This window comes from Conexibacter sp. JCM 18997, assembly GCF_055391915.1.
This window is the reverse complement of record NZ_AP043885.1, coordinates 4,686,938-4,713,607: the sequence shown is the minus strand read 5'-3', so window position 1 is coordinate 4,713,607 and position 26,670 is coordinate 4,686,938. Positions and strand designations below refer to the sequence as shown.

The following is a 26,670-nucleotide window of genomic DNA, read 5'->3' as shown; positions in this document are numbered from 1 at the left end:
GCGCCCCCGTGGCGCCGAGATACCGAGCGTTGTACGGTGGATACCCGTGCCTCGCCTTGCCCAGGATCGTGACACCCACCTGACGCCCGAGGAGATCGCCGCCGAGGCGCTCCGGCAGTTCGACGAGGGCGGTTCCCCGAGCATCCGCAGCCTGGCCGCTGCGCTCAAGGTCGCGCCCACCGCGATCTACTACCACTACCCGTCGCGCGGCGCGATCATCGACGCCGCGGTCGAGCTCGTGTGGCTCGAGGCCTTCCAGATCGGGCTCGAACTGGTGCCCGACGTGCGCGTCGCCGATCCGGGCGAGCTGCTCGTCAACGCCGGGCTGGCCACCCGCCGCGCGTTCGTCCGCCACGGCCTGCTGGCCCAGCACCTGGCGGCCACGCCCGAGGTCGGCAACCGGATGGTCGACAACCTGGCGCTCCTGTCGGGCACGTTCGAGCGCCTCGGGCTGTACGGCGAGGACGCGGCGGTGGCCTTCCACACCTACGCCTCCTACGTGATCGGCACGACCCTGTTCGTCACGACGCGCATCGCCAGCGGGGCGCCGGCGCCGGTGCAGGAGCCCGATCCGTCCGCGCCCAACGCGGACACCCGTTCGGCGCTTCAGCGCATGATGCGCATCTCGGCGCTCGATCCGCAGCGCGACGAGGACCTCTTCGTCGACGGCCTGCGCATCATCGTCGCCGCGATCAGGCCGTAGATCTGGCCGCGGCGAGCTCGTCGAGCAGCGCGGCCCAGCGGGCGGCGATCGCGTCGCCGTCGTAGTCGCGGGCCCGCTCCAGCGCGGCCGCGGCCATCGCGGTCCGCTGCGCCGGGTTCTCGATCAGCTGCTCGATCGCCGCCCCCAGGGCCGCGACGTCCTGCTCGGGCACCAGCAGCCCGTCGCGCCCCGGCGTGATGATGTCCGCCGGCCCGCGCGGGCAGTCGAAGCTGACGATCGGCAGGCCCCGGCTCATCGCCTCGACGATCACCAGCCCGAAGCCCTCCCAGCGCGAGCTGAGCACGAAGATGCTGCCCGCCGCCAGCGCGGGACCGAGGTCGCGCGTGGAGCCCATCAGCTCGATCTGGTCGCCCAGGCCGCGCTGCGCGATGCGCTCCTGGAGCATCGCCTTCTGGGGGCCGCCCCCGTAGATGCGCAGGCGCCACTGCGGGTGGCGCTCGGCGACCGGGCCGAACGCGTCGATCAGCAGGTCAAAGCCCTTCTGCGCGACCAGTCGCCCGGCCGCGACGATCAGCGGCGCATCCAGCGTCGAGGTGCCGCCGCCCAGGTCGGGCACGGCGTTGGGCAGGCGCACGACGCGCGCGCGCCCGCTGCGCACCAGCGCGCCGTAGTCGGCCTCGTCGTCGGCGCTGAGCACCGCGATCGCGTCCAGCCGCGGGTACTGCTTGCGCACGTCGGCGGCCAGCGCCGGCCGGTGGGCGTGGAAGTGCATGTGCTCCTGGTCGACGACGATCGTGTCGTCGGGCGTGGCGGCCAGGGCCAGCAGCGCCCAGGCCGGCCGCGTGGCGATCACGGTCTCCCCGCCCATGCCCCGCAGACGGCGCAGGAGCCGGATGTCGGTCCAGAGGGAGGCCGATGGGTAGCCGAAGTCCTCGGGGTGCACGAGAACGCTCGGCAGCGCGGTCAGCAGCCGCTCGGGCAGCGACCGACGCTCCTGCGGCCGGTCGTCCAGCGACGTGACGGTCACGCCGGCGGGGAAGTCGAAGAACGCCCGAGCGGTGTGGCGCTTGAGCGCGACGACCTCGACCTCGCGGTCGCGGGCCAGCCGGCCGGCGAGGTTGAAGGTCGTGCGGATCGTGCCGCCCATCCCGTAGGCGTTGGCCAGGATGATGCGCACCGGTCGCGGGGCGGCGCCGACCGCGGCGGCCGACGCGCGCGGCGCGGGCAGCCGGCGCACGAGCGCCAGGGCCAGGCGGTGCAGGGCGATCGCGGGCGCCCCCAGCAGCCGTCGCCGGCGCGACACGCGAGCTTCCTGGGGCGCGCGCGGGACGGAGGGATCGGCGGCCATGAGCGCGTCGGACGCTAGTGGACGTCGCCGTAGGATCCGGCCGGTGCCGCGCATCTCCGTCGTCGTCCCGATCTACGACGTCGAGGCCTACCTCGACGAGTGCCTGCGGTCGCTGCAGGCCCAGACGGTGACCGATCTCGAGGTGGTGATGGTCGACGACGGCTCGCACGACCAAAGCGCAGCGATCGCCGCGCGTTACGCGGACGCGGACCCGCGGTTCCGCCTGATCCAGCAGGCCAACGGCGGCCTGGGCCAGGCGCGCAACGTCGGGGTGGCGGCGGCCACCGGCGAGCTGCTGGCCTTCCTGGACAGCGACGACCGGCTGCCGCCCGACGGCTACGCGCGCCTGCTGGGCGCGCTGGAACGCTCGGGGTCGGACTTCGCGACCGGCAACATCCACCGCTTCGACTCGACCCGGGAGTGGCCCGCCCGGTTCCTGGCCCGGGCGTTCTGGCGCAGCCGCCAGGCCACGCACGTGACCCGCTTCCCGCTGCTGCTCAGCGACCGCATGGCCCAGAACAAGCTGTGGCGCCGCGCGTTCTGGGACGCCAACGACCTGCGCTTCCCCGAGGGCGTCTTCCACGAGGACATCCCCGTGGTGCTCCCGGCGCACTTCCTGGCCCGCGCCGTCGACGTGGTCCGCGAGCCGGTCTACCTGTACCGCCAGCGCGAGGGCGGGGAGGCGTCGATCACGCAGCGGCGCACCGATCTGCGGGTGCTCGACGACCGCGTCGACGCCGTCGAGCAGGTGCTGGCCTTCCTCGATGCCCGCGGCCTGGCCGGCGCGCGGCTGCTGTACGCCGAACGCGTCCTGGCCGAGGACCTGCTCTACCACCTGGACGTCTTCGACTCCGGCGCCGCCGCCTACCGCGCGCGCTTCCTGCAGCGCGCCCAGCAGGTGCTGGAGCGCATCGATGCGCGCGCGGTGGCCCGGCAGCCCGCGATCGGACGCCTGAAGTGGCATCTGGTCGCCGCGGGCGACGCCGACGGGCTGGACGAGGTGCTGCGCTTCCAGCGCGAGCGGCTGCCGGCCAACCCGCGCCGCTGGATCGGCGGACGCGCCTACGGCGACTATCCGTTCCTGGACGACCCGAGCCACGCGATCCCGCGCTCCGTCTACCGGCTGGACACCACGCGCCGGCGGGCCCGGCACCTGGCCAGCATGCTCGGGGTCTCCCGCTGACACGCGGGCCGACGCGGAGGTTTCACCACCGAGCGGCGCGGGGATCTGCCGAGCAGTGGGTCCATTCCGATGCACCACCTGTGGTGCCCCCAGCGACCACGCCACCACGTGCGCCTCGTGCGGCGCGCGGACCTTCGTCCTGGCCCGTGATGCCCGGGGCATCCGTGCGCTCGGCGAGGAGCCACGCGGCCAGCTCGTCTCGATCGCGGACGCGCCGTCGCTGCGCGACGGGCGCCCGCCGCGCCGCCGACGAGCCCGCTGACAGCCGCTTTTTTGCGCTGCGCCCGCCGGACCGGATAGCGTTCGGCGCGGGTCATGACTGAGTTCCCGAAGCCGAAGTTCACCGTCGTCGCCGAGGACGTCGACGACGCCACCCGCGTGCTCGTGGCCACCGGCGAGGTGCACGTCTCCACGGCGCCCGAGCTCGCCGATCAGCTCAACGTGGCGCTCGAGGCGGGCTTCACCCGCATCGTCCTGGACTTCAGCGGCGTCGAGTTCATCGACTCGACCGGCCTCAGCGTCCTGCTCAACGCCCTGCGCCGCCTGTCACGGGTCGACGGCGCGCTGTCGCTGGTGTGCACCAACCCCACCGTGCTGCGGCTGTTCGAGATCACGCGGCTGGACTCGACGTTCGACATCGCCGCCACCCGTGACGAGGCCCTGCGCCGCGTCGGCGGGCCGGTCGCCGGCTGAGCTATCCGGCGTTCAGCGTCGCGGGCGCCCCGTAGGGCACCAGCACCGCCGGCAGCTCGACCGTGCCGTCGTCGCGCTGCCCGTTCTCCAGCAGCGCGATGATCGTCCGCCCGACCGCGACCGCGGTGCCGTTCAGCGTGTGGGCGACGACGGGCCGCCCGCCCTCGGGCGAGCGCATGCGGATCTCCAGGCGACGGGCCTGGAAGTCGGTCGTGTTCGAGCACGAGGTCAGCTCGCGGTAGGCGCCCTGGCCGGGCAGCCACGCCTCCAGGTCGAACTTGCGCACGGCGGGGGCGCCGAGGTCGTCGACGGCGATGTCGACCACGCGGTAGGGGATCTGCAGCTCTTGGAGGATCTCCTCCTCGATGGCCAGCAGGCGCGCGTGCTCGGCGTCGCTCTGGTCGGGCTCGACGAACGCGAACATCTCGACCTTGTCGAACTGGTGCACGCGGAAGATGCCGCGCGTGTCGCGTCCGGCTGCGCCCGCTTCGCGCCGGAAGCAGGGCGAGAAGCCGGCGTAGCGGATCGGCAGGTCGGCGGCGTCGAGGATCTCCCCGGCGTGCAGCGAGGCCAGCGGCACCTCGCTCGTGCCGGCCAGATACAGCGGGTCGTCGGCCAGGCGGTAGATCTGCTGCTCGGTGTCGGGCAGCATGCCCGTGCCGAAGAGCGCCTCCTCGCGCACCAGGACCGGCGGGATCACCGGTTCGTGACCGTGGCCGCGCAGCTTCTCCAGCGCCCAGCGCACCAGCGCCAGCTCGAGCATCACCAGGTCGCCCTTGAGGTAGGCGAAGCGGGAGCCCGCGACGCGCGCGCCGGCCTCCATGTCGATCAGGTCGCCGGCCAGCTCGAGGTGGTCCTTGCCGGTCCGACCGGCCTCCCCGACCTCCTTGATGACGGTGTCTTCCAGCGGCGCGTCGGCCTGCGGCGGGTTGGGCAGCCCGGCCATCGCGACGCGCAGGCGCTCGTCGACGTCGGCCAGCTCGCCGTTGAGCTGCTTCTCGCGGGCGCCGACGGCGCGCATCGCCGCGATCGCCTCGCCGGCGTCCTCGCCCGCCTTCTTGGCGGAGGCGATCGCCTCGGAGGCGGCGTTCTTGCTGGCCCGCAGCTGCTCGAGCTCGGGCAGGACGTCCCGCCGGCGCTCGTCGAGCTCCAGCACCTCTCCGACGCGCATGTCCGAGCCGTCGCCACGGCGGGCCAGTGCGGCCCGGATGGCGTCGGGCTCAGCGCGCAGTCGACGCAGGTCGAGCATGCGCCGCCAGCCGCCTATCCGCCGGAGGAGCTTCCGCCGCCGGAGTACTTGGCGACGAAGTCGGCGACCGCCTGGGCGTCATCGCCCACGACGATGTTCTCCGGCATGATCGCGCCGGAGAATCCGCCGTTGCGGATCGCGTAGAGGACCTGATCGGCCGTCTCCTTGCGCTGATCGAAGTTCGGTCCGTCGGTCTTCTCGCGCTGGTGGACGTTGGTGGCGGAGCCTTCCGCGGCGGCGGCGCTGAGCGTGTGGCAGCCCGAGCAGCGTTCGTGGAAGAGCTGGGCGCCCCGGTTGACGTTGGCGGAGTTGTCCGCGCTGTCCTCGACGTGCGCCTCACCGCACGCCGAAACGAGCCCGGCGATGGCGAGCACCCCGGTGACGGCGGCGATCCTGAGGGTCTTGGCGGTCATGCGGGGCCGGATCATACGGAAGCGAGGTAGGAGGGCGGCCGCTCGTGGCGAACTCCACCACGTCCCCGGTGTCGGCCGACCCCGGGTCGCTCGACGACTGACCTGCGCGACCCCAGGGAACGGCGGCAACCGCGGCCGGCACCGGGACTCCCCCATCTGTGGGGTGTAGGGATGCGCCGGCCGTGCGTGTGCGTCAGACTCTCGGCGATGCCGACCGTCACCGACCTGAAGCGCGACTACCGGTCCGCCATCGGCCACTTCGCCAGCGGCGTCACGGTAGTCACGGCCACCGGACCCTCCGGCCACGCGGGCATGACGACCAACGCGGTGTCCTCGCTCTCGCTGGATCCGGTGCTGCTGATCGTCTGCTTCGACAACACCAGCCGCACCCTCCCGATCGTCCGCGACCACGGCCGTTTCGCGGTGAACATCCTGCGGGCCGGCGACGAGCACCTGTCGCGGATCTTCGCCTCCAAGATGGTGCCCGAGGAGAAGTTCGCCGCGGTCACCCACAACGTGGACCACGGCGTCCCCGTCCTCGACGACGCGCTCGCCTGGTTCGTCTGCGACGTCCACGAGCTCATCGAAGGCGGCGACCACACGATCGGCGTCGGCCGCGTCAGCGCCTTCCACTACGACGAAGACGGCGACCCGCTCCTGTTCTTCCGCGGCGGCTACGCCCGCCTCGAGCAGCCCGACCGCGACTGACGTTCCGCGGGCGCCGCCGGCCGGGCGAGACATCGGCGACGTGGTCGCTGTTACACGTGCACAGGACGTGTAACAGCGACCACGTCCGCCCTGTCGCTCACGAAGTTCGAGCCAGATGCAACTTCTTCGATGCCCGTCGTAACCAACCGCACCGGCGCCAACGCCGGACCCGGCGGAGCGGACGCCCTAGAACCCCGCGGCGGTCATCGCCGCGCGGGCGAGCATGAACGCGTTGGCCAGCGCGGCCAGGGCCATGATGCCCGTCTCGCGCCGGATGATCAGCTCGCGGATCAGCTCCTGCTCGGCGACGGGCAGCCGGCGCATCGCCTTCGCGTCGGCCAGGTCGCGCTGGTCGAGCACCGTGCGCGCGCTCAGCACGCGGAACTGCTCGGCGGAGAAGGAGATGCCCAAGGGCACCAGGACGTAGACCCAGAAGAGGTTGTCGTCCGGGGTGTCGCCGGTCAGGGCGATGACACCCGAGAGCGCGGCGAACAGGACGATCGCCGTCTGTCCGGCGCGGGTCAGGACCCAGAACGGGCGGCTGGCCAGGAAGCGCTGCCAGCAGACGGCGCCCCACAGCGCGGCGGCAGCGTTGATCGCCGCGGCGATCCAGGCCGCGCCTATGACGACTCCGTTCATCTCGTGTCTCCTGGCACTAAGTGACAACCTCGCACAAGGCGGTGCTATAACCCGGGGCGCTGTGCTCCGCTCCTATCTCCCCGCGCTCGTCTTCCTGGTCCTCGGCGGCGCCATCGGCACGTTGTTCGCGTTCGCGAACTCGCTGCTCGGGCCCAAGCCGCGCACGACCATCAAGGCGACCGCGGAGCCCTACGAGTCGGGCATGCCCTCCGAAGTCAAGCGGACGTTCCGCTTCGGGATCAGCTTCTACATGATCGCGATGCTGTTCATCCTGTTCGACATCGAGGTGATCTTCCTCTTCCCCATCGCCGTGCAGCTGCGCGCGTTCGGGACGTTCGCGCTGTTCGAGACGATCACGTTCGTCGTGCTGCTGGCGATCGCGTACGTCTACGTGTGGCGACGAGGTGCGCTGTCATGGAGATAGTCCGCGGCATTCCGACGGACCCAGCCGACTTCCGCGCTCGCGGGATCCGGGCCCGCGACGCGCTCAAGGGCGACCTCGAAGGGGCCGCGCTGGAGCAGTACGTCGAGGAGCGCGTGCTCACCACGACGCTCGACAAGGCGCTCAACTGGGCCCGCGGCAACGCGATCTTCCCGGCCACCTTCGGCCTGGCCTGCTGCGCGATCGAGATGATGACCCTGGTCGCCGGCCACATGGACATCGCACGCTTCGGCGCCGAGGCGTTCCGCGGCTCGCCGCGCCAGTCGGACCTGATGATCATCTCGGGCCGCATCAGCATCAAGATGGCCCCGATCGTCCGGCGCATCTACGACCAGATGCTCGAGCCCAAGTGGGCGATCGCGATGGGCGCCTGCTCGTCGTCGATGGGCGTCTTCAACAACTACGCGATCGTCCCGGCCGACAAGTTCATGCCGGTCGACGTGCACGTCCCCGGCTGCCCCCCGCGGCCCGAGGCGGTCATGCACGGGATCCTCAAGCTGCGCTCGATGATCCAGGACGACCCGGCCATGGGCTGGCGCGACCGCTACGACGCCCGGGGCACCGAAGAGCTGGTCGACGAGGTATCCGCGGTCGACGTGCTCACCTCCAAGGACCCCGCCGGTGCCTGACGCAACCGGGCTCGAGCTGCTCGCCGGCGAGCTCCGCGAGGCCGACCCAGAGGCCGTCCTCGACACCACCTTCTTCCGCGAGAAGGGCCGCATCGCCGTGCACCCCGCGCGCATCCGGCCCACGCTGCAGTTCCTCAAGGGCAAGGGCTTCACGTTCCTGGCCTCCGTGCACGGCCTCGACTACTACCCCGAGGAGCCGCGTCTCGGGGTCCAGTACGAGCTGCTGAACATGCACGACGTCGACCGCCTGACGGTCACGTTGCGCGTGCCGCTGGACACGCCCGAGGTGGAGTCCGTCACGCCCGACTGGCCGACGGCCGACCATCAGGAGCGCGAGATCTACGACATGTTCGGCGTGGTCTTCACCGGCCACCCCGACCTGCGGCGGATCCTCATGCCCGAGGACTACGAGGGCCACCCGCAGCGCCGCGACTTCCCGGTCGGCGGCGAGCCCGTCCTCTTCACCCAGCAGCAGGCGCACGGCACCGATTACACGCTCGGTGTCGATCGCCCGCACGAGGGAAGTGACACACCCGAATGACCGACAGCACGACGGTCACCGACTACCGCCGCGACGAGCAGGGCATCGACCTGGCCGACGGCCCCATCTCCACGCAGGAGCACCAGGAGTGGGGCGGCGACCAGGAGCTGCTGACGCTCAACCTCGGCCCGCACCACCCGGCCACCCACGGCGTGCTGCGCCTGCTGACCACGCTCGAGGGCGAGGTCGTGCGCGACATCAAGCCGATCATCGGCTACGTCCACACCGGCATCGAGAAGACGGCCGAGCAGAAGAGCTACTGGAAGGTCATCCCCGTCGTCGAGCGGATGGACTACCTCTCCTACTACTTCAACGCGCTGGCCTACTGCGGCGCGGTCGAGACGCTGATCGACCTCGAGGTGCCCAAGCGCGCGCAGTACCTGCGCGTCATCCACCTCGAGCTCAACCGGATCATGAGCCACATGGTGTGGCTGGGCACCAGCGCGCTGGACCTCGGCGCCATGTCGCTGCTCTTCTACTGCTTCCGCGAGCGCGACAACATCCTCGACATCTTCGAGATGAGCTCCGGCCAGCGCATGCACACGCGCTACTTCCAGGTCGGCGGCGTGATCGAGGACATCCCGGTGGGCTTCGAGGAGAAGGTCCGCGCCTTCTGCAAGCGGATGCCCAAGGCGGCCGACGACTTCAACGCGCTGCTGTCGCGCAACGAGATCTTCCTCAACCGCATGCGCAACGTCACGCCGCTGGACGCCGAGACGCTGCTCAGCCTGGGCGTGACCGGCCCGCTGCTGCGGGCCGCCGGCAACCCGTGGGACCTGCGCAAGGCGCAGCCCTACTCCAGCTACGAGGACTTCGACTTCAAGATCCCCGTCGGCACCACCGGCGACAACTGGGATCGCTACGCGGTGCGCTGGGCCGAGATCTACGAGTCGGTGAAGATCATCGAGCAGGCGCTCGACGGGCTCCCCGAGGGGCCGCACATCGCCGACGACCGCAAGCACGTGCTGCCGCCGCGCCACGAGCTGGCCACGTCGATGGAAGCGCTCATCCACCACTTCAAGCTGGTCACCGAGGGCTTCCGCGTCCCGCCGGGCGAGGCCTACTACCCGATCGAGTCGCCCCGCGGCGAGCTCGGCTGCTTCGTGCGCTCCGACGGCTCCTCCAAGCCCGCCCGCGTGCACATGCGCGACCCCTCCTTCGTGAACCTGCAGGCCACGGCGCCGATGGTGCGCGACTCCTACCTGGCCGACCTGATCGCCACGCTGGCCATGCTCGACCCGATCCTCGGCGGGATCGACCGCTGACGCGCGATGTCCTACGACGTTCGCCGATACGACCACGGCTCGCGCGTGCCCGGGTGGGACCGCTCGGTCGACCTGAGCAAGGACCCGGCCCTGACCCCGGATCCGGCCACCACCCCGGTGCCCGCCGAGCTGCGCGCGGAGATCGAGGCGGCGATGGCCAAGTACCCCGACTTCCGCTCGGCGACGTTGCCGGCGCTGGCCGCCGCGCAGCGCTTCCACGGCTGGCTCTCGCCTGAGGCGCTCAGCCAGGTGGCCTGCGTGATGCGCCTGACGCCGGCCAACATGGCCGCGGTCGCCTCGTTCTACGACATGTTCGACCTCGAGCCGACCGGCCGTCACCGCGTCTACGTGTGCACGAACATCTCGTGCTCGCTGCGCGGGGCCGACGAGCTCTGCCACGCCATCGAGCAGGCCACGGAGGGCGACGCCGACATCCAGGTGCGTCACTTCGAGTGCCTGGGCGCCTGCGACATCGCGCCGATGGCCTCGGTCGACGGCGTCTACGTCGGCCCGATCGAGCTGAGCGAGGTCGACGAGCTGGTCGACGACATCCGCAACGAGCGCCCGCCGCTGCCGCGCAAGCAGCTCGCGTTGCGCCCGAGCGCCGACACGCTGCCCTTGGAGGGTGGTTCCTGATGGAAAAGCTCCTCTTCAAGGACATCGACGAGCCCGGCCTGAACACGATCGACGTCTACCGTCGGCGCGGCGGCTACGACTCGCTGCGCAAGGCGCTGGCCATGCCGCGCGAGGCCGTCCTCAACGAGCTGCTGGCCTCCGAGCTGCGCGGCCGCGGCGGCGCGGGCTTCGCCATGGGCAAGAAGGTCAGCTTCCTGCCCAAGGGCGTCGCCGACATCTACCTGTGCTGCAACGCCGACGAGTCCGAACCGGGCACGTTCAAGGACCGCGAGCTCATGCAGAAGACGCCGCACACGCTGATCGAGGGCATCATCATCGCGGCGTACGCGGCGGGCGCGAACAAGGCGTTCATCTACATCCGCGGCGAGTACGTGCTGCAGGCCGACAAGCTCGACGCCGCGCTGGTGGAGGCGCGCGAGGCGGGCTTCCTGGGCGACGACATCCTCGGCTCCGGGCACAACCTGACGCTCGTGGTGCACCGCGGCGCGGGCGCGTACGAGTGCGGCGAGGAGACGGCGCTGCTGGACTCGCTGGAGGGCAAGCGCGGCAACCCGCGCCTGAAGCCGCCGTTCCCGGCCAACCAGGGCCTCTACCAGGGCCCGACGCTGATCAACAACGTCGAGACGCTCTCGACGGTGCCCACGATCATCCGGCTGGGCGGCGCGGAGTACGCCAAGCGCGGCGTCTCCAACTCGACCGGCACGAAGCTCGTGTCCGTCTCCGGCCACGTGCGCCGGCCGGGCAACTACGAGATCGAGCTGGGCATGCCCTCGCGCGAGATCATCTACGGGCTGGCCGGCGGGCTGGAGCCCGGGCGCGAGGTCAAGCTGTGGTTCCCCGGCGGCTCGTCGTCGCCGGTGCTGACCAAGGACGACCTCGACCTTCCCTACGACTTCGACTCGATGGCCAAGGCCGGCTCGATGCTCGGCTCGGGCGCGATCATCGTGGTCGACGACCAGACCTCGGTCGTCGACGTGGCCTACAAGACGGCCTACTTCTACCGCCACGAGTCCTGCGGCAAGTGCACGCCGTGCCGCGAGGGCACGAACTGGACGACGAAGATGATCGAGCGGATGAAGACCGGCGAGGCCACGCCGATGGACCTCGACATCATCGCCAGCGTCTGCGACAACATCATCGGGAACTGCCTGTGCGTGCTGGGCGACGCGATGGCCATGCCGATCGCCTCGATGGTCGTGAAGTTCCGCGCCGAGTTCGAGGAGTACATCGAGGCGCGCCGCCAGGAGTCCTACCTGGGCACCGTCGAGCCCTCGCCCGAGCTGCCGCTCATCCAGGGGGCCCTGGTCTAAGCATGCCCCGCCCCGAGGTGAAGACCATCACCTTCTCGATCGACGGTCGAGAGGTGCAGGCGCCCGAGAACATGATGCTCGTCGACGCCGCCAAGCACGGCGACGTCGAGATCCCCGTCTTCTGCTACGAGCCCAAGCTCGGCGCGCCCGTCGGCGCCTGCCGCATGTGCCTGGTCGAGATCGAGGGCATCCCCAAGCTCCAGACCGGCTGCTCCACGCCGGTCAAGGACGGCATGGTCGTGCACACGCAGACCACGCGCGTGCACGAGGCCCAGCAGGCCGTCGTCGAGTTCCTGCTCATCAACCACCCCCTCGACTGCCCGGTCTGCGACAAGGGCGGCGAGTGCCCGCTGCAGGACATCTCCTTCGGCTGGGGCGGTGGCCGCTCGCGCTACATCGAGCCCAAGCGCCACTTCCAGAAGCCGCTGGAGCTGAGCCCGCTGATCGCCATCGATCGCGAGCGCTGCATCCTCTGCTACCGCTGCGTGCGCTACTCCCAAGAGGTCGCCGAGGACTACCAGCTGGTCCTCCAGGAGCGCGGCGCCGCCTCCTACGTGGCCACCTTCGACGGGCATCCGTACGTCGCCCCGTTCAGCGGCAACATCATCGAGCTGTGCCCGGTGGGCGCGCTCACCTCGCGCCCCTACCGCTTCCGCGCCCGCCCGTGGGACATCGAGGGCTCGGGCTCGATCTGCACGATGTGCCCCGGCCAGTGCAACGTCACCTTCACCGTCCGCGACGACCGCGTCCTGCGCGTGCTGGCCCGCGACAACCACGAGGTCGACGACGGCTGGCTGTGCGACCGCGGCCGCTTCGCCTACCAGGCCATCCACGTCGACGAGCGCATCACCTCGCCGATGGTCCGCGACGGTGGCGAGCTGCGCGCCGTCAGCTGGGAGCGCGCGCTGGAGGAGGCGTCCAAGTCGCTCAAGCGGGCCAAGGGGTCCGTCGGCGCGCTGGTCGGCTCGGGCGCGACCAACGAAGAGGGCTTCCTGCTGCAGCGCATCATGCGCGAGGCGCTCGGCTCCGGCCACCTGGACTCCCAGCGCGCGCCGGTCTCGCGGGACGCGCTGCTGGCCATCGGCGATCCGGCCCTGCAGGCCACCGTGCCCGACATCGAGTTCGCCAGCGCCGTCCTCGTGCTCGACACCGAGCCCGTCGACGACATGGCGATCGTCGACCTGCGCATCCGCAAGGGCGTGCGCCGCAACCGCGTGCAGCTGGCGATCGCCTCCGCGCGCCCGTCATCGCTGGACCCCAACGCCGCGCTGACGGTGCGCTTCGCCCCCGGCGGCGGCCCCGCCTTCGCCGCCGAGCTGGCCGCCGCCGCCCGCGGCGAGCGCGACCGCACCGACGGCGACGCGCGCGGCCTGTTCGAGGTCCTCGACGTCCTCCAGAACGCCGGCCCGGACATCGTCATCGTCGCCTCCGAGCGCGTCGGCGCGCCGCTGGTCGCCCTGGCCGACGCCCTGGGCCTGCGCGACCGCGCGGGCGCGGGCCTGTTCGTCGTGCCCTCGTCGGCCAACGGCCGCGGCCTGCGCGAGGTCGGCGTGCTGCCCGACGCGGGCCCGGGCCTGTCGCCCGTGGCCACGCCCGGCATGCACGCCGCCGAGATGGCCGAGGCGGGCGCGCGCGGGCAGCTGACCGCGCTGTGGCTGATGGGCGTCGATCCGCTGCGCGACATGCCCTACCGGGCGCGCTGGGAGCAGGCGCTGGACCGCGCCTCGACCGTGATCGCCCACGCCTCGTTCCTGACCGAGGGCATCCGCGAGCACGCCAACGTCGTCTTCCCCTTCGAGGCCTACGCCGAGAAGGACGGGACGCTGACGCACCCCGACGGGCGCCTGCAGCGCGTGCGCCCGGCGATCGGCCACTCCGGCCAGGGTCGCTACGGCTACCAGGTCCTCAACGACCTGGGCCGGCTCGTCGGACTCGACCTGCGCGTGCTGACCAGCGGCATGGCGCTGGCCCAGCTGACCGAGGCCGTCCCCTTCTACGCCGGGCTGACGCTGGACGAGATCGGCGGGCGCGGCATCCGCTGGCAGACCCGCGACGCGGCCGCCGCCTACCCGCGCGCCGACGTTTCGGGCCCGATCAGCGTCCCCACGCCGGCCCCCGACAACGACGGCGGCGGGCTGCGCCTGGGCACGTTCCGCTCGATCTGGGCCTCGCCCGAGGTCGAGCACTCGCCCGCCCTGCAGTTCCTGCGCGCCCGCCAGCGCGCGGAGATGGCGCCCGACGACGCCGACCGCCTCGGCCTGTCCGACGGCGCGGCCGTGATCGTCTCCAACAACGGCTCGGCCGTCGACGCGACGGTCGCCCTGCGTCACGCGGTGCCCGCCGGCACGGTCTTCCTGCAGGACGGCCTCGACGGTCCTGACTCGGCCAACGCGCTGACCGGTTCGATCGTGCAGGTGCGCAGAGCCTGATGACCTCGCTGTTCGCCGACGTCTTCTACTACGAGCCCTGGTGGATGCAGATCGCCAAGGCGCTGGTGATCTTCCTGATCGTCTTCAACTTCGTGCCCGTCACCCTGCTGGTCGAGCGCAAGCTGCTGGGCCGCTTCCAGGGTCGCTACGGCCCCAACCGCGTCGGCCCGTTCGGCTCGCTGCAGGCGCTGGCCGACATCGGCAAGCTCCTGGGCAAGCAGCAGTTCACGCCGCGCCACGCGCAGAAGTTCCTGTACATCCTCGCGCCGGTGCTGTCGGTGATCGCCGCGGCCGGCACGGTCGCGCTGATCCCCTTCGGTCCGGTCGTGGACATCTTCGGCGTGGAGACCGGCCTGTACGGCATCGACGTCTCCGTGGGCATCCTCGTGCTCTTCGCGCTGGGCGCGATCAGCTTCTACGGCCTGATGCTCGGCGGCTGGGCGTCGACGAACAAGTACTCGTTCCTGGGCGCGATGCGCTCGGCCGCGCAGCTGATCTCCTACGAGGCCGCACAGGGCATGGCGCTGGTCGGCGTCGTCATCAGCGCGCAGTCGATGTCGCTGGTGGACATCGTCCAGGGCCAGGCCGGGATGTGGTACTTCATCCCGCAGTTCGTCGGCTTCCTGATCTTCATGATCGCCGGCTTCGCCGAGGCCAACCGCCCGCCGTTCGCCCTGCCCGAAGGTGAGGCCGAGATCATCGGCGGCTACGGCACCGAGTACGGCGGCGGCCGCTTCGCCAACTACTACATGGCGGAGTACCTCGAGCTCGTCGTGATCTCGTTCCTGACCGTGACGATCTTCTTCGGCGGCTGGTGGCTGCCGTTCGGGATCCACCCGCCGGAATGGGTGTATCCGTTCGTCGTCATCGTCAAGGCCGTCTTCTTCATCTACTTCTTCATCTGGATCCGCGCGACGCTTCCGGCGCTGCGCTACGACCAGCTCATGAGCTTCGGCTGGAAGGTCCTGCTGCCGCTGGCCACGCTCAACACCCTCGTGACCGCAATTCTGGTGGTGACCGTCTTTTGACCCCTCCCTACGATCCCGGCGACGTCGTCGAGGTCCTCCGCGCGCCCGCTCCGGGCGGCGCCGGCGGCGCCTACCGCGCCTTCGGCGAGACGCTGCGAGGCCTCAAGACGACGCTGCGCCGCAGCTTCGAGAAGCCGATCACGGTCGAGTACCCGGAGGAGAAGTACCCGGTGTACCCGCGCTTCCGTGGGCGTCACAAGCTGCACAAGTTCGTCGACACCGGGCTGGAGAAGTGCGTCGGCTGCTCGCTGTGCGCCGCGGCCTGCCCGTCGGACTGCATCCGCGTGGTGGCCGCCGAGAACACGCCCGACCATCGCGTGTCGGCCGGCGAGCGCTACGCCGCGGTCTACGAGATCAACATGTCGCGCTGCATCTTCTGCGGCTACTGCGAGGTCGCGTGCCCGTTCGACGCGATCACGATGGGTCACGACTACGAGCTGTCGGACTACGACCGCTCGGACCTGATCTTCACCAAGGAGATGCTGCTCGCCGAGCCGATCGAGCGGACGCCGCTGCGGCGGGAAGGCGAGTAGGTTCCCGGACCGCCTCATGTCGCAGTTCTTCTTCTTTCTGTGCGGGATCTTCGCCATCGCCGGGGCGATCGGCGTGGTGTCCCTGCGCAACCCGTTCTACGCCGTGCTCTCGCTGGTCGTGCACCTGTTCTCGCTGGCCGGGCTCTTCCTGCTCCTGCGGGCCGAGTTCGTCGCCTTCGCGCAGATCGTGGTCTACGCCGGCGCGGTGATGGTGCTCTACGTGTTCGTCGTCGGCTACATCGGCGGCGATGACGAGTCGGTGCACCCGTGGAGCGGGCCGTCGCAGAAGGGCGTCGCGCTGGTCTTCGCCGGGCTGCTGTTCGTCGAGATCACGCTGGCCATCGCTGGCACCGGCCTGAAGGCCGTCGGCGAGAAGGGCGCGCCCTACGAGGCGGGCTTCGGCTCCCCGGCCGACATCGGCGAGCTGCTGCTGACCAAGTTCCTGTTCGCCTTCGAGGCCGCCTCGGTGCTGCTGCTGATCGCCGCCGTCGGCGCGGTCGTGCTGGCCCGCCGTCGGGGTGGCCTGACCGAGGCCGAGGCCGGCCGCATGAGCGTCACCGAGTTCATGCGCCCGATCGGCACCGGCACCACCGCCGAGGGCGTCGGCACGCGCGACGCGGGCATCAACCTGCCCGCGCAGCCCCCGCGGGACCGGGTCCCGTTGAACCGCGGCGAGGAGGAGCGCTCGTGAGCATCGAGTGGTACCTGGCCGTCTCGGCCTTCATCTTCGCCACCGGCGCCGCCGGCGTGCTCACCCGCCGCAGCCCGCTGGTCACGCTGCTGTGCCTCGAGCTGATGCTCAACGCGGGCAACCTCGCGCTGATCGCCTTCAGCCGCATGTGGGGCAACTCCGAGGGCCAGGTGTTCGCGATCATCGTCATGGTCGTCGCCGCCTGTGAGGTCTGCGTCGGACTGGGCGTGATCGTGGCGATGTACCGCCGGCGCCTGCCGATCGACGTCGACGACATGAGGGAGCTGCACGGGTGACGACCGCCGCATGGCTCGTCCTGGCGCTTCCTCTCGCCGGGACGATCACGATCGGGCTGGGCTACCGCGTGTGGCCCGGGCGGGTGGCCGGCTGGATCGGCACGCTGGCGATCTTCGCCGCGTTCGTCCTGACCGTCATCACGTTCCTGAACCTGCAGGACCGCGCCGCCGACGACCGCCAGGTCACCTCGACGCTGTGGGACTACGCCAACACGGTCGGGGTCGACGCGAAGCTGACGATCCTGATCGACCCGCTGTCGGTGCTGATGATGCTCGTGGTGACCGGCGTCTCGACGCTGATCCACCTGTACTCGGTCACCTACATGGCCAGCGACAAGGGCATCGCCCGGTACTTCGCCTACCTGAACTTCTTCGTCTTCTCGATGCTCGTGCTGGTGATGGCGGGCAACTTCGTCCCGCTGATCGTCGGCTGGGCCTTCGTGGGCGCGGCGTCCTACCTGCTGATCTCCTTCTGGTACCGCCGCAAGACGGCCACGCGCGCGGGCGTCAAGGCGTTCGTGATCAACGTCATCGGCGACATCGGCCTGACGCTGGGCGCGTTCTTCATCTTCAAGGAGTTCGCCACGCTGGACTTCCTCGGCGTCTTCCACGCCGTCGAGGAGCACCCGCCGGGGGTCAACACCGGCAACCTCGTGGCCGGGATGATCCTGCTGCTGATCGGCGCGTTCGCCAAGTCCGCGCAGATCCCGTTCCACACCTGGCTCGCGGACGCCATGGAGGGCCCGACGCCGGTCTCCTCCCTGATCCACGCGGCCACGATGGTCACCGCGGGCGTCTACCTGATCGCGCGCATGTGGCCGCTGTTCGAGGTCACCCCCGCGGCCGCCAACGTCGCCGCGATCGTCGGCTGCGTGACGCTGTTCGTCGCCGCCACCATCGCCCTGACGCAGACCGACATCAAACGCGTGATCGCGTACTCGACGATGTCGCAGATCGGCTACATGATCATGGCCGTCGGCTCCGGCGCCTACGCCGCGGGCATGTTCCACTTCCTCACGCACGCGTTCTTCAAGGCGCTGCTGTTCATGGGCGCGGGCTCGGTCATCGGCGCGATGGCCGGCGCGCAGGACATGGACAAGATGGGCGGCTTCCGCAAGGTGCTGCCGTTCACGTTCGCGACGATGCTCGTGGGCTCGCTGGCGCTGTCGGGCATCCCGCCGTTCTCGGGCTTCTTCTCCAAGGACGAGATCCTGGCCGACGTCGCCCAGCGCGGCAGCTGGCACTGGATCCTGTTCGTCGTCGGCTACATCGCCGCGCTGCTGACCGCGATCTACACCTTCCGCATGATGTTCCGCGTCTTCGGCGGGAAGATGGTGCCCGAGGCCGAGGAGCTCGCACACGGGCACCTGGCCCACGCCGAGGTGCACACCAACCCGACCGACGGCGAGGTCGAGGACACCGACATCGGCTTCCCCGGCCCGGAGCACTACATCGCCGAGCGCGCCTTCCCGATGAAGGTGGCCATGGGCACGCTGGCCGTGCTGGCCACGATCGCCGGCGCGCTGCAGATCCCGACGGTCACCGAGGCGATCCACAACTTCCTCGAGCCGACCTTCGAGGGCTCCAAGTACTACGACTCGCTGGAGCCCAGTAACACGTTCACGTTCACGTTCATGGCCGTCGGCGCCGCGGTCGGCCTGCTGGGCATCTTCATCGCCTGGATGATCTGGTCCAAGCACCCGGGCAGCGCCGCCCGCATGCGCGTCCGGTTCAAGCCGCTGTACGAGCTGTCCTTCCACAAGTGGTGGTTCGACGAGCTGATCGACTACGCGTTCGTCAAGCCCGCCGCGTGGATCGGCCGCTTCGCCCAGAACACCTTCGAGCGCGTCGTCGTCGACGGCGCCCTGGTGGGCGGCGGCACGCTCATCGTCCGCGCCGGATCGGCCGCCGTGCGCGCGGCCCAGTCCGGCCTGCTGCGCTCCTACGCCGCCCTGCTGATCCTCGGCGTCGCCGGCGTGACCCTCTACTTCCTGCTGCAGAGCTGACCCCCTGATGATCCTGACCATCCTCATCGCGCTGCCCGCCGCCGTCGGCCTGCTCGGCGCGTTCCTGCCCCGCGGGATCGCCCCGAAGCTCGCCGCGCTCGGCTCGCTGGGCGCGCTGGGTCTGGCCATCTACCTGATCGCCGACTACCAGGCCGGCAGTGGGATGCAGCACGTCACCGACGAGATGTGGATCTCGCAGCTGGGCATCCACTACAAGATCGGGCTCGACGGGCTGAACCTGTTCCTCGTCGCGCTGACCACGCTCGGGTTCGCGGCGGCGATCATCGCCTCCAACTTCCGCGACTGGGGCGAGAAGGGCAGCCTCTACTACTTCCACCTGCTGCTGGCCGAGACGTTCGTGCTGGGCGCGTTCCTGGCCCAGGACCTGGCGCTGTTCGTCGTCTTCTTCGACCTGATGCTGATCCCGTTCTACTTCATCGGCGTCACCTGGGGCCTGGGCGAGAACCGCCAGCGCGCCGTGCTGAAGATGGTCATCTACACGTTCGTCGGGTCCCTGCTGATGCTGGCCGCGGTGATCGCCACCGGCGTGCTGGCCACGCCCGAGGGCCAGTCGATCTCCTTCGCGCTCAGCGACCTGCGCGAGCGCACGCTGGGCACGGGCACCCAGGAGTGGATCTTCCTGCTGATGGCCTTCGCCTTCCTGGTGAAGATGCCCTCGTTCCCGTTCCACGGCTGGATGCCCGACGGCTATCGGGTGCTGCCCGTCGAGGCGCTGGCCGTGTTCTCGGCCGTGCTGTCCAAGGTCGCCGCCTACGGGTTCCTGCGCATCGCGCTGCCGATCTACCCGGACGCCGCCGCCCACTTCCAGGACCTGCTGCTGATCGTCGCCCTGGCCTCGATCCTGTACGGGTCGGTCATGGCCTTCACCCAGGACAACGCCCGCCTGGTCGCCGGTTACTCGTCGGTCGCGCAGCTGGGCTTCATCACGCTGGGGATCTTCGCGCTCAACGAGCAGGGCGCCCAGGGCGCGGTGCTGCAGATGGTCAACCACGGCATCGTGGTGATCCCGCTGATCCTGATCGTCGGCCTCCTGGCCCGCCGCGCCGGCGGATCGGAGAGCCTGCGCAACATGGGCGGCATCGCGCTGCGCGCCCCGATCCTGGCCACCATCTTCCTGATCGTCGCGCTGGCCACGCTGGCCATGCCGGGCTCGTCGAACTTCATCGGCGAGTTCCTGATCCTGCTCGGCGTCTTCGAGTCCAAGCTGGTGATCGCCTGCATCGCGTTCACCGGCGTGGCGCTGGCCGCCGTCTACGCGCTGCGCCTGTTCATCAGCGCGATGCACAACCGCGTCGGGCCGCAGGTCGACTCGCAGGAGATCTCGCTGCGTGACGGGCTGATCCTGGTGCCGCTCGTCGCCGTGATCCTGTTCTTCGCGGTCTACCCGCAGCTGGCCCTGCACCGGTCGCAGGACAGCGTCGTCACATCGGTTACGCCCGCCATGGAGGTGGCCAAGTGATCGCCGCCGCCATGAACGGCCCGTACATCGACGTCGCGGCGCTCTCACCGCTGATCGCCCTGGGCGGCGGCGCGCTGATCGTGCTGCTCACCGGCCTGCTGCGCCCGCGCTTCATCCGCGAGACCGTCGTGCCGCTGTTCGCGTTCATCGCCCTGGCCGCCGCGCTGGGCCTGTCGATCTGGCAGTGGGACGAGCCCGCGTCGATCATCTCCGACGCGCTGCGCGTCGATCAGCTGTCGCTCGGCCTGACCTGCCTGTGCGTGATCTCGGCGATGGTCACCGTGGTCCTGTCGCTCCGCGCGGTCGCCCCGCGCGAGGCCGCGCACGGCGAGTTCTACGCGATGCTGCTGGTGTCGGTGGGCGGCATGGCCGTGCTGCTGATGTCGCAGAACATCGTCACGCTGTTCCTCGGCCTGGAGCTGCTGTCGATCCCGCTGTACGTGCTGTGTGCCACCGAGATGCGGCGCGCCACCTCGTTGGAGTCCGGCCTGAAGTACCTGATCGTGGGCTCGGTCGGCTCGGCCACGCTGCTCTACGGCCTGGCCTTCATCTACGGCTCGACCGGCGCCACGGACTTCGACGCGATCGGCGAGCAGCTCAGCCAGGGCGGCGGCATGGTCAGCGACCCGCTGTTCCTGACCGGCCTGGCCTTCGTGCTCGTCGGCCTGGCCTTCAAGGCCTCGGTCGCGCCCTTCCACCAGTGGACGCCCGACGTCTACGAGGGGGCCCCGACGGCGATCACCTCGTTCATGGCCACGGCCACCAAGGTCGCCGCGTTCGGGGTGCTGATCCGCTTCCTGGACGTGGCGCTGATCAACGCGCAGGGCGACTGGGCCCCGCTGCTGGCCGCGCTGGCCGCGATCACCATCGTCGTGGGTAACGTCGGCGCGATCGGGCAGACCTCGGTCAAGCGGCTGCTGGCCTGGTCCAGCGTCGCGCAGGCGGGCTACATGCTCGCGGGCATCCTGGTCGGCACGCAGCTGGGCATCCAGGCCGTCGCCTTCTACCTGGCCGGCTACCTGGTCATGAACGTCGCCGCGTTCGCGGTGATCATCGCCCGCTCGCGCGAGACCGGCCTGGGCGACTCGATCCAGGCGCTGGAGGGCATCGGCGCGACCAAGCCGCTGCTGGCCTGGCCGATGACGATCGCCATGCTCGGCCTGGGCGGCATCCCGGGCACCGTCGGCTTCGTCGGCAAGTTCTTCCTGATCGACGCCGCCGTCGCCGGCGACTACGCCTGGCTGGGCGTCGTGATCGTGCTCGGCTCGGCCGTGTCGCTCGTCTACTACCTGCGCGTGATCGCGGCGATGTGGGCGCGGCCGGCCACCCGCTCGGTCCCCGTGCTGGCCGGCGGCTCGTCCGAGCTGGTGCCCGACGACGCCCCGCAGGGCCCGCGCACCGCGGGCTGGGAGGTCTACGCCGTCGCGATCGTGGCGGCCGCGGCCACGATCGTCATGGGCGTCGCGCCGGGTCCGGTCTTCGATGTCGCCCAGGACGTCGCCTCGTCGATGAGCCAGCTCTTCTAGTCAGGAGGTCCGCCCGATGTTCGCCGACATCACCGGCTACAACATCTCGCTCTGGCTGCACATCACCGCGGTCGTCGTCGGCCTCGGGGCGACGTTCGCCGAGGCGATCGCCTTCCAGGTCGCGCTGAAGATGGACCCGCGCGTGATGCCCTTCGTGCACCGCATGCAGCGCACGATCAACCAGCGCCTGGCCAACCCCGCGCTGCTGATCATCCTCGTCACCGGCATCTACCAGGTGGCCGACAGCGACTTCATCGACTTCAGCGACGTCTGGATCAGCGCCACCTTCGTGATCATCATCATCTTGGGCGGTCTGCTCGGCGGCTACTTCATCCCGACCGACAAGCGGCTCGAGCCGATGGCCGCCGAGGAGATCGCCGCCGCCGGCGACGGCCCGGTCACCTTCTCCCCGAGCTACCTCGAGAAGCTCAAGCAGGAGGGCCTCGTCGGCACGATCAGCGGCCTGCTGATCGTCGTGGCCATCTTCCTGATGGTGGTCAAGCCCGGCGGGTAGACACCGACCATGACTCCTGACGACGACCCGCGCGAGAAGCGCGACATCGGCTCCGGCTACCCGGAGGAGCAACAGGACGGCGCGAACCCGGGCGCGCGCAAGCACGAGGGCCAGGAAGGTGGCGAAGATGCGCCCGGGACGGCGGGCGGGGACGACAACGACGATCCCGCCGCGGCGACCGGCAACCCGGACGCTGCCGGGTAGCACCGAACGCTTGGCGCCTCAACCACCTTCTACATCGGGTTGATCATCTAGGCTGACCCGGTGCGCATCACCGCCAAAGCCGACTACGCCGTGCGAGCCGCCGCCGAGCTGGCGTCCGCGATCGACAGCGAGCGCCCCGTGAAGGGCGAGACCATCGCCACCAACCAGGGCATCCCGCAGAAGTTCCTCGAGAACATCCTGTCCGACCTGCGGCAGTCCGGCCTGGTCAAGAGCCAGCGGGGCGTCGACGGCGGCTACCGGCTGGCCAAGCCGCCCGAGAACGTCTCGGTGGCCGACATCATCCGCGCCGTCGAGGGGCCGCTGGCCTCCGTGCGTGGCGAGGCGCCCGAGGACGTCGCCTACGGCGGCGCCGCGCAGCCGCTGCAGGACGTGTGGATCGCCGTGCGGGCCGCGCTGCGCAACGTCACCGAGCACGTGACGCTGGCCGACCTGGCCAGCGGTCACGTCCCGGCGGAGATCGCCGCGCTCGCGCACGACCCGGACGCCCGGGTCAGGCGCTGACGGCTGCGGCCGTGGTCGGCCGCAGCCACACGATGTCGCCCTCGCCGACCTCCATCTGAGCGGCCTCGTCGCGCGTCAGCTGCGCGAAGACGCTCTCCTGGCCGTCCAGCGCCAGCTCCACGCGCACCTCGAAGCCGAGGTGCACGACGCGCATGACCTGTGCCTCGAAGGCGCCCGGCGTCGGCTCCACGCTGACGATGATGTCGTGCGGGCGCACGAGCCGGTCGCCGAGCTCGGAGACCGGGCCCAGGAAGCCCATCACGAACCGGTTGGCCGGCTTGTCGTACAGCTCGCGCGGACCGCCGATCTGCTCGATCTTGCCGTGGTCCATGACCGCGATGTGGTCGGCGACCGACATCGCCTCCTCCTGGTCGTGGGTGACCAGGATCGTGGTCACGTGGACCTCGTCGTGCAGGCGGCGCAGCCACTCGCGCAGGTCGGCGCGCACCTTGGCGTCCAGCGCGCCGAACGGCTCGTCGAGCAGCAGCACGCGCGGCTCGACGGCCAGCGCGCGGGCCAGCGCCATGCGCTGCCGCTGGCCGCCGGAGAGCTGGTTGGGATAGCGCTTCTGGTAGCCGGCCAGGCCGACGATCTCCAGCAGCTCGTTGACGCGCTCCTCGATCTTGTCCTTGGGCTGCTTGCGGATCTTCATGCCGAAGGCGACGTTGTCGCGCACGGTCATGTGCTTGAACGCGGCGTAGTGCTGGAACACGAAGCCGATCTCGCGGCGCTGGGGCGGAACGCGGGTCTGGTCGCTCCCGCCGATCTCCACGACGCCCGTGTCGGGCGTCTCCAGGCCGGCGATGATGCGCAGCAGCGTCGACTTGCCCGACCCCGACGGCCCCAGCAGCGCGGTCAGCGAGCCGTCTGGGATCTCGATGGTGACGTCGTCGAGCGCCGTGTAGTCGCCGAACTGCTTGGTGATGTTGCGGGCGGCGATCAAGCCTCTTCCCTTCTGCGATTGAACGTCGTCATGGCCAGCAGCGTCAGCAGCGCGATGGCCGCCAGGAGCGCCGACGCGGCATAGGCCCCGGCGATGTCGAAGTTGTTGAAGCGCTTCTGCACGAGCAGCGTGAGCGTCTCCGTCTTGCCGGAGATGTTCCCGCTGACCACGCTGACGGCGCCGAACTCGCCGATCGCCCGCGCCGTGGTCAGCACGACGCCGTAGGCGATGCCCCAGCGGATCGCCGGGAGCGTGATGCGCCAGAACGTCTGCCAGCCGTTGGCGCCCAGCGTGCTGGCCGCCTGTTCCTGCTCGTCGCCGATCTCGCGCAGCACCGGCGTGACCTCGCGCACGACGAACGGCAGCGTCACGAAGACGGTGGCCAGCACGATGCCCGGCGTCGAGAAGATCACCTGGATGCCCTGGTCGGCCAGCGCCTGGCCGAACCAGCCGTTGGTGCCGTAGACCAGGATCAGCGACAGGCCGACGACGACCGGGGAGATCGCGAAGGGCAGGTCGATGATCGTGTCCAGGATCCACTTGCCGCGGAACTTCCCGCGGGCCAGCGCCAGCGCCATGACGACGCCGAACACCGTGTTGACGACCACGGCGATGACCGACACCTCGATCGTCAGCCAGAAGGCCGACACCGCGGCGGGCGTGGTGATCGAGTCGATCACGGCCCCCACCCCGTGCTCGAAGGTCCGGTAGAAGATCAGCCCGACGGGGGCGAGCAGGATCAGCAGGATCCAGCCCAGGGCCAGGACCCGCAGCGTCAGCTGCCAGGGACGAGAGACCGTCATTGGTGGCGCACCCCCCACCGTCCGAGGCCGCGGATGAGCGCCAGGACGATCACCGAGACGAGCAGCAGCACGACGGCCACGGCCGCGGCGCTGACGGGCGCGTCGCTCTCGATCAGCTTGAAGATGTAGACCGACGACACCTGGGTGTCGAACGGGATGTTGCCCGAGATCAGCACGATCGAGCCGAACTCACCGACGGCGCGGGCGAAGGCCAGACCGGCGCCCGACAGGATCGCCGGGATCAGGTTGGGCAGGATGATCCGCGCGAAGACCTGGCGGTTTGAGGCGCCCAGCGAGATCGCGGCCGCCTCCATCTCGCGGTCGACCTCGATCAGCACGGGCTGCACCGAGCGCACGACGAACGGCATCGTCACGAACAGCAGCGCCAGCAGCACCGCCCACTTCGTGTAGGAGATGTCGATGCCCAGCGGGCTGTTCTTGCCGTACAGCGCGAGCAGCGTCAGGCCGGCGACGATCGTCGGCAGCGCGAACGGCAGGTCGATCAGCGCGTTGACGATCTTCTTGCCGGGGAAGTGATCGCGGACGAGCACCCAGGCCAGCAGCGTTCCGGTGATCGCGTTGACGACCGTGGCGCCCAGGGACACGAGCAGGGTGAACCGCAGCGCCGCCACCGCCTGGCGGGAGGAGATCGCGTCCCAGAACTGGCCGAGGCCGTCCTGGAAGGAGCGATCCACCACCGCCGCCAGCGGCAGCAGGACGATGAGGCTCAGCCACAGCGTCGAGATCCCGAGCGCGAGGGCGCCCGACCGCTGGGCCGGGCGCCTCCGGGCGAGAGGGAAGGTCGCCACTAGTCCTCCGTCGCGACTCCGGCGTCTTCCTCGATCTTGGCGATCGAGCCCGTCTCGACGTCGAACAGCTCGTCGTTGACCTTCGACCAGCCGCCCAGATCCTCGATCGTGAACAGGTTGGCGGGATCAGGGAACTTGTCCGCGTTGGCCTTGAGGACTTCTTCGTTGACCGGGCGGTAGCCCCACGACGCGAACATCTCCTGCGCCGGCTTGGACAGCACGTAGTCCAGGAACGACTGCGCCACGGGCGGCGCGTCCTTCGTCTTGGCGATGTCGATGTTGATCTTGATCGTGTCGTCGGGCGTGACGAAGTCGACGTCCTCGCCCTTCTTCTGGGCGGTGGTCGCCTCGTACTCGTAGGACAGGAGCACGTCGCCCTGGCCGCCGATGAACGTCTGCAGCGCCTCACGGCCGGACTTGTCCTGGATCTTGACGTGGTCCTTGACCAGCTCGGAGACGTAGTCCAGGCCCGCCTGGGTGTCGCCGCTGGCGCCACCGTTGGCGCCGTAGGCGGCCAGCAGGTTCCACTTGGCCGCGCCCGAGGTGAACGGGTTCGGGGTCAGGACCTCGACGCCCGGCTTGAGCAGGTCGGCCCAGGTGTGGATGTTCTTCGGGTTGCCGGGCCGCACGACGAACGAGACCAGCGACGTGGTGACCAGGCCCTTGTTGGGCGTCTGGTTCCAGTCCTCGGCCACCAGGCCGGCGTCGACCAGACGGGTCATGTCGGGCTCGGTCGAGAAGCTGACGATGTCGGCCTTCTGCCCGGCCTCGACGGCGCGGCTCTGGTCACCGGAGGCGCCGAACGAGGTCTCGAAGTTCACGCCCTTGCCGGCCTCGGTCTGCGCGAAGGCCGGGTCGATCTCGTCGTAGACGACCTCGGGGGTCGAGTAGGCGACGAGGCGCAGCGTGTCGCCGCCGCCGCTCGAGGAGCTGCCGGTCGATCCGCCGCTCGTGTCATCCGAGCTGCCGCCGCACCCGACCGCAACCAGGGCGGTGATCGTCAGCAGTCCGGCCAGCAGGTTTCGTGCTCTCACTGGGTAAAACTCCACAATTTCAGTAGGAATTAACTGAAACCATGCTAGCGCATTTCCCATCAAGATTGTCGAGGAAGTCGGCCCTATCGGCTTGACCGGGCCGGTGGGGCCGGTCGGGATGATCGACTCGCT

General features: G+C 70.1%; 30 protein-coding genes. 22 read left to right on the top strand and 8 right to left on the bottom strand.

What is annotated here, in order from left to right; all coding sequences use genetic code 11:
• Nucleotides 1-46 precede the first annotated feature (46 nt).
• Nucleotides 47-703, top strand: coding sequence for a TetR/AcrR family transcriptional regulator (locus tag ACZ5UI_RS23695; RefSeq protein ID WP_464191746.1), 657 nt, complete (start codon nucleotides 47-49; stop codon nucleotides 701-703).
• On the opposite strand, the gene ACZ5UI_RS23690 is transcribed toward ACZ5UI_RS23695, so the two are convergent.
• On the bottom strand, nucleotides 693-2,012 hold the full coding sequence (locus ACZ5UI_RS23690; RefSeq protein WP_464191744.1) for a glycosyltransferase family 4 protein: 1,320 nt from the start codon (nucleotides 2,010-2,012) through the stop codon (nucleotides 693-695). The two genes, ACZ5UI_RS23695 and ACZ5UI_RS23690, sit on opposite strands and share 11 nt — an antisense overlap.
• A gap of 43 nt (nucleotides 2,013-2,055) precedes the next feature.
• Between ACZ5UI_RS23690 and ACZ5UI_RS23685 the strand changes: the two genes are divergently transcribed.
• The 3 genes from ACZ5UI_RS23685 to ACZ5UI_RS23675 are packed head-to-tail and all read left to right on the top strand — an operon-like array spanning nucleotide 2,056 to nucleotide 3,888.
• Nucleotides 2,056-3,195, top strand: coding sequence for a glycosyltransferase family 2 protein (locus ACZ5UI_RS23685; protein ID WP_464191742.1), 1,140 nt, complete (start codon nucleotides 2,056-2,058; stop codon nucleotides 3,193-3,195).
• A 55-nt stretch (nucleotides 3,196-3,250) separates the two neighbouring features.
• Nucleotides 3,251-3,457 carry a hypothetical protein gene (locus tag ACZ5UI_RS23680; protein WP_464191740.1) on the top strand — a complete coding sequence of 69 codons (207 nt, stop codon included), beginning with the start codon at nucleotides 3,251-3,253 and terminating at the stop codon, nucleotides 3,455-3,457.
• A gap of 53 nt (nucleotides 3,458-3,510) precedes the next feature.
• Nucleotides 3,511-3,888: an STAS domain-containing protein gene (locus ACZ5UI_RS23675; protein ID WP_464191738.1), complete on the top strand. Its 378-nt coding sequence runs from the start codon at nucleotides 3,511-3,513 to the stop codon at nucleotides 3,886-3,888.
• Nucleotide 3,889: 1 nt separating this feature from the next.
• On the opposite strand, the gene serS is transcribed toward ACZ5UI_RS23675, so the two are convergent.
• Nucleotides 3,890-5,137, bottom strand: coding sequence for a serine--tRNA ligase (serS, locus tag ACZ5UI_RS23670; protein ID WP_464191736.1), 1,248 nt, complete (start codon nucleotides 5,135-5,137; stop codon nucleotides 3,890-3,892).
• A gap of 14 nt (nucleotides 5,138-5,151) precedes the next feature.
• The gene (locus ACZ5UI_RS23665; RefSeq protein ID WP_464191734.1) at nucleotides 5,152-5,550 is read right to left on the bottom strand and encodes a c-type cytochrome; all 399 of its coding nucleotides are present in this window, start codon (nucleotides 5,548-5,550) and stop codon (nucleotides 5,152-5,154) included.
• 207 nt (nucleotides 5,551-5,757) lie between these two features.
• On the opposite strand from ACZ5UI_RS23665, the gene ACZ5UI_RS23660 reads away from it, so the two are divergent.
• Complete coding sequence (locus ACZ5UI_RS23660; protein WP_464191732.1) at nucleotides 5,758-6,258, top strand: flavin reductase family protein; 501 nt, start codon at nucleotides 5,758-5,760, stop codon at nucleotides 6,256-6,258.
• 186 nt (nucleotides 6,259-6,444) lie between these two features.
• On the opposite strand, the gene ACZ5UI_RS23655 is transcribed toward ACZ5UI_RS23660, so the two are convergent.
• Nucleotides 6,445-6,897, bottom strand: coding sequence for a hypothetical protein (locus tag ACZ5UI_RS23655; protein WP_464191730.1), 453 nt, complete (start codon nucleotides 6,895-6,897; stop codon nucleotides 6,445-6,447).
• A 61-nt stretch (nucleotides 6,898-6,958) separates the two neighbouring features.
• Here ACZ5UI_RS23655 and ACZ5UI_RS23650 point away from each other — a divergent pair, with 61 nt between their 5' ends.
• The 17 genes from ACZ5UI_RS23650 (at nucleotide 6,959) to ACZ5UI_RS23570 (ending at nucleotide 22,949) form a co-directional block, all read left to right on the top strand.
• Nucleotides 6,959-7,321 carry an NADH-quinone oxidoreductase subunit A gene (locus ACZ5UI_RS23650; RefSeq protein WP_464191728.1) on the top strand — a complete coding sequence of 121 codons (363 nt, stop codon included), beginning with the start codon at nucleotides 6,959-6,961 and terminating at the stop codon, nucleotides 7,319-7,321.
• On the top strand, nucleotides 7,312-7,968 hold the full coding sequence (locus ACZ5UI_RS23645) for an NADH-quinone oxidoreductase subunit B (protein WP_464191726.1): 657 nt from the start codon (nucleotides 7,312-7,314) through the stop codon (nucleotides 7,966-7,968). The genes ACZ5UI_RS23650 and ACZ5UI_RS23645 overlap by 10 nt, the downstream gene beginning before the upstream one ends.
• Entirely contained in the window at nucleotides 7,961-8,509 is a 549-nt protein-coding gene (locus tag ACZ5UI_RS23640) for an NADH-quinone oxidoreductase subunit C (protein WP_464191723.1), read from the top strand. The genes ACZ5UI_RS23645 and ACZ5UI_RS23640 overlap by 8 nt, the downstream gene beginning before the upstream one ends.
• Nucleotides 8,506-9,774: an NADH dehydrogenase (quinone) subunit D gene (nuoD, locus tag ACZ5UI_RS23635; RefSeq protein ID WP_464191721.1), complete on the top strand. Its 1,269-nt coding sequence runs from the start codon at nucleotides 8,506-8,508 to the stop codon at nucleotides 9,772-9,774. Before ACZ5UI_RS23640 ends, nuoD begins: the two co-directional genes overlap by 4 nt.
• Before the next feature lie 6 nt (nucleotides 9,775-9,780).
• Nucleotides 9,781-10,410 (top strand): NADH-quinone oxidoreductase subunit NuoE family protein, encoded by a 630-nt coding sequence (locus ACZ5UI_RS23630; RefSeq protein ID WP_464191719.1) that lies wholly within the window; start codon nucleotides 9,781-9,783, stop codon nucleotides 10,408-10,410.
• Nucleotides 10,410-11,720 carry an NADH-quinone oxidoreductase subunit NuoF gene (gene nuoF / locus ACZ5UI_RS23625; protein ID WP_464191717.1) on the top strand — a complete coding sequence of 437 codons (1,311 nt, stop codon included), beginning with the start codon at nucleotides 10,410-10,412 and terminating at the stop codon, nucleotides 11,718-11,720. Before ACZ5UI_RS23630 ends, nuoF begins: the two co-directional genes overlap by 1 nt.
• A 2-nt stretch (nucleotides 11,721-11,722) precedes the next feature.
• Nucleotides 11,723-14,149 (top strand): NADH-quinone oxidoreductase subunit NuoG, encoded by a 2,427-nt coding sequence (gene nuoG, locus ACZ5UI_RS23620; RefSeq protein ID WP_464191715.1) that lies wholly within the window; start codon nucleotides 11,723-11,725, stop codon nucleotides 14,147-14,149.
• Nucleotides 14,149-15,177: an NADH-quinone oxidoreductase subunit NuoH gene (gene nuoH / locus ACZ5UI_RS23615; RefSeq protein WP_464191713.1), complete on the top strand. Its 1,029-nt coding sequence runs from the start codon at nucleotides 14,149-14,151 to the stop codon at nucleotides 15,175-15,177. Before nuoG ends, nuoH begins: the two co-directional genes overlap by 1 nt.
• Nucleotides 15,178-15,269: 92 nt before the next feature.
• On the top strand, nucleotides 15,270-15,710 hold the full coding sequence (gene nuoI, locus ACZ5UI_RS23610) for an NADH-quinone oxidoreductase subunit NuoI (protein WP_464197866.1): 441 nt from the start codon (nucleotides 15,270-15,272) through the stop codon (nucleotides 15,708-15,710).
• Nucleotides 15,711-15,726: 16 nt separating this feature from the next.
• Nucleotides 15,727-16,401, top strand: coding sequence for an NADH-quinone oxidoreductase subunit J family protein (locus ACZ5UI_RS23605; protein WP_464191711.1), 675 nt, complete (start codon nucleotides 15,727-15,729; stop codon nucleotides 16,399-16,401).
• Nucleotides 16,398-16,697: an NADH-quinone oxidoreductase subunit NuoK gene (gene nuoK, locus ACZ5UI_RS23600; protein ID WP_464191709.1), complete on the top strand. Its 300-nt coding sequence runs from the start codon at nucleotides 16,398-16,400 to the stop codon at nucleotides 16,695-16,697. The genes ACZ5UI_RS23605 and nuoK overlap by 4 nt, the downstream gene beginning before the upstream one ends.
• Complete coding sequence (nuoL, locus tag ACZ5UI_RS23595) at nucleotides 16,694-18,703, top strand: NADH-quinone oxidoreductase subunit L (protein ID WP_464191707.1); 2,010 nt, start codon at nucleotides 16,694-16,696, stop codon at nucleotides 18,701-18,703. Before nuoK ends, nuoL begins: the two co-directional genes overlap by 4 nt.
• Before the next feature lie 7 nt (nucleotides 18,704-18,710).
• Nucleotides 18,711-20,183 carry a complex I subunit 4 family protein gene (locus ACZ5UI_RS23590; RefSeq protein WP_464191705.1) on the top strand — a complete coding sequence of 491 codons (1,473 nt, stop codon included), beginning with the start codon at nucleotides 18,711-18,713 and terminating at the stop codon, nucleotides 20,181-20,183.
• Nucleotides 20,180-21,709 carry an NADH-quinone oxidoreductase subunit N gene (locus tag ACZ5UI_RS23585; RefSeq protein ID WP_464191703.1) on the top strand — a complete coding sequence of 510 codons (1,530 nt, stop codon included), beginning with the start codon at nucleotides 20,180-20,182 and terminating at the stop codon, nucleotides 21,707-21,709. Before ACZ5UI_RS23590 ends, ACZ5UI_RS23585 begins: the two co-directional genes overlap by 4 nt.
• A gap of 16 nt (nucleotides 21,710-21,725) precedes the next feature.
• Nucleotides 21,726-22,223: a DUF2269 family protein gene (locus tag ACZ5UI_RS23580; protein WP_464191701.1), complete on the top strand. Its 498-nt coding sequence runs from the start codon at nucleotides 21,726-21,728 to the stop codon at nucleotides 22,221-22,223.
• Between the two features lie 9 nt (nucleotides 22,224-22,232).
• Complete coding sequence (locus ACZ5UI_RS23575) at nucleotides 22,233-22,427, top strand: hypothetical protein (RefSeq protein ID WP_464191699.1); 195 nt, start codon at nucleotides 22,233-22,235, stop codon at nucleotides 22,425-22,427.
• Between the two features lie 60 nt (nucleotides 22,428-22,487).
• A complete protein-coding gene (locus ACZ5UI_RS23570) occupies nucleotides 22,488-22,949 on the top strand; it encodes an RrF2 family transcriptional regulator (RefSeq protein ID WP_464191696.1) in 462 nt (153 codons plus the stop codon).
• Here the strand turns inward: ACZ5UI_RS23570 and ACZ5UI_RS23565 are convergent.
• Genes ACZ5UI_RS23565 through ACZ5UI_RS23550 form a run of 4 tightly spaced genes read right to left on the bottom strand, consistent with a single transcriptional unit; the run spans nucleotide 22,939 to nucleotide 26,538 of the window.
• Complete coding sequence (locus tag ACZ5UI_RS23565; RefSeq protein ID WP_464191694.1) at nucleotides 22,939-23,892, bottom strand: sulfate/molybdate ABC transporter ATP-binding protein; 954 nt, start codon at nucleotides 23,890-23,892, stop codon at nucleotides 22,939-22,941. The genes ACZ5UI_RS23570 and ACZ5UI_RS23565 overlap by 11 nt on opposite strands.
• The gene (cysW, locus tag ACZ5UI_RS23560; protein WP_464191691.1) at nucleotides 23,889-24,695 is read right to left on the bottom strand and encodes a sulfate ABC transporter permease subunit CysW; all 807 of its coding nucleotides are present in this window, start codon (nucleotides 24,693-24,695) and stop codon (nucleotides 23,889-23,891) included. The genes ACZ5UI_RS23565 and cysW overlap by 4 nt, the downstream gene beginning before the upstream one ends.
• The gene (cysT, locus tag ACZ5UI_RS23555; protein ID WP_464191689.1) at nucleotides 24,692-25,504 is read right to left on the bottom strand and encodes a sulfate ABC transporter permease subunit CysT; all 813 of its coding nucleotides are present in this window, start codon (nucleotides 25,502-25,504) and stop codon (nucleotides 24,692-24,694) included. Before cysT ends, cysW begins: the two co-directional genes overlap by 4 nt.
• Nucleotides 25,504-26,538 carry a sulfate ABC transporter substrate-binding protein gene (locus tag ACZ5UI_RS23550; protein ID WP_464191687.1) on the bottom strand — a complete coding sequence of 345 codons (1,035 nt, stop codon included), beginning with the start codon at nucleotides 26,536-26,538 and terminating at the stop codon, nucleotides 25,504-25,506. Before ACZ5UI_RS23550 ends, cysT begins: the two co-directional genes overlap by 1 nt.
• Nucleotides 26,539-26,670 lie beyond the last annotated feature (132 nt).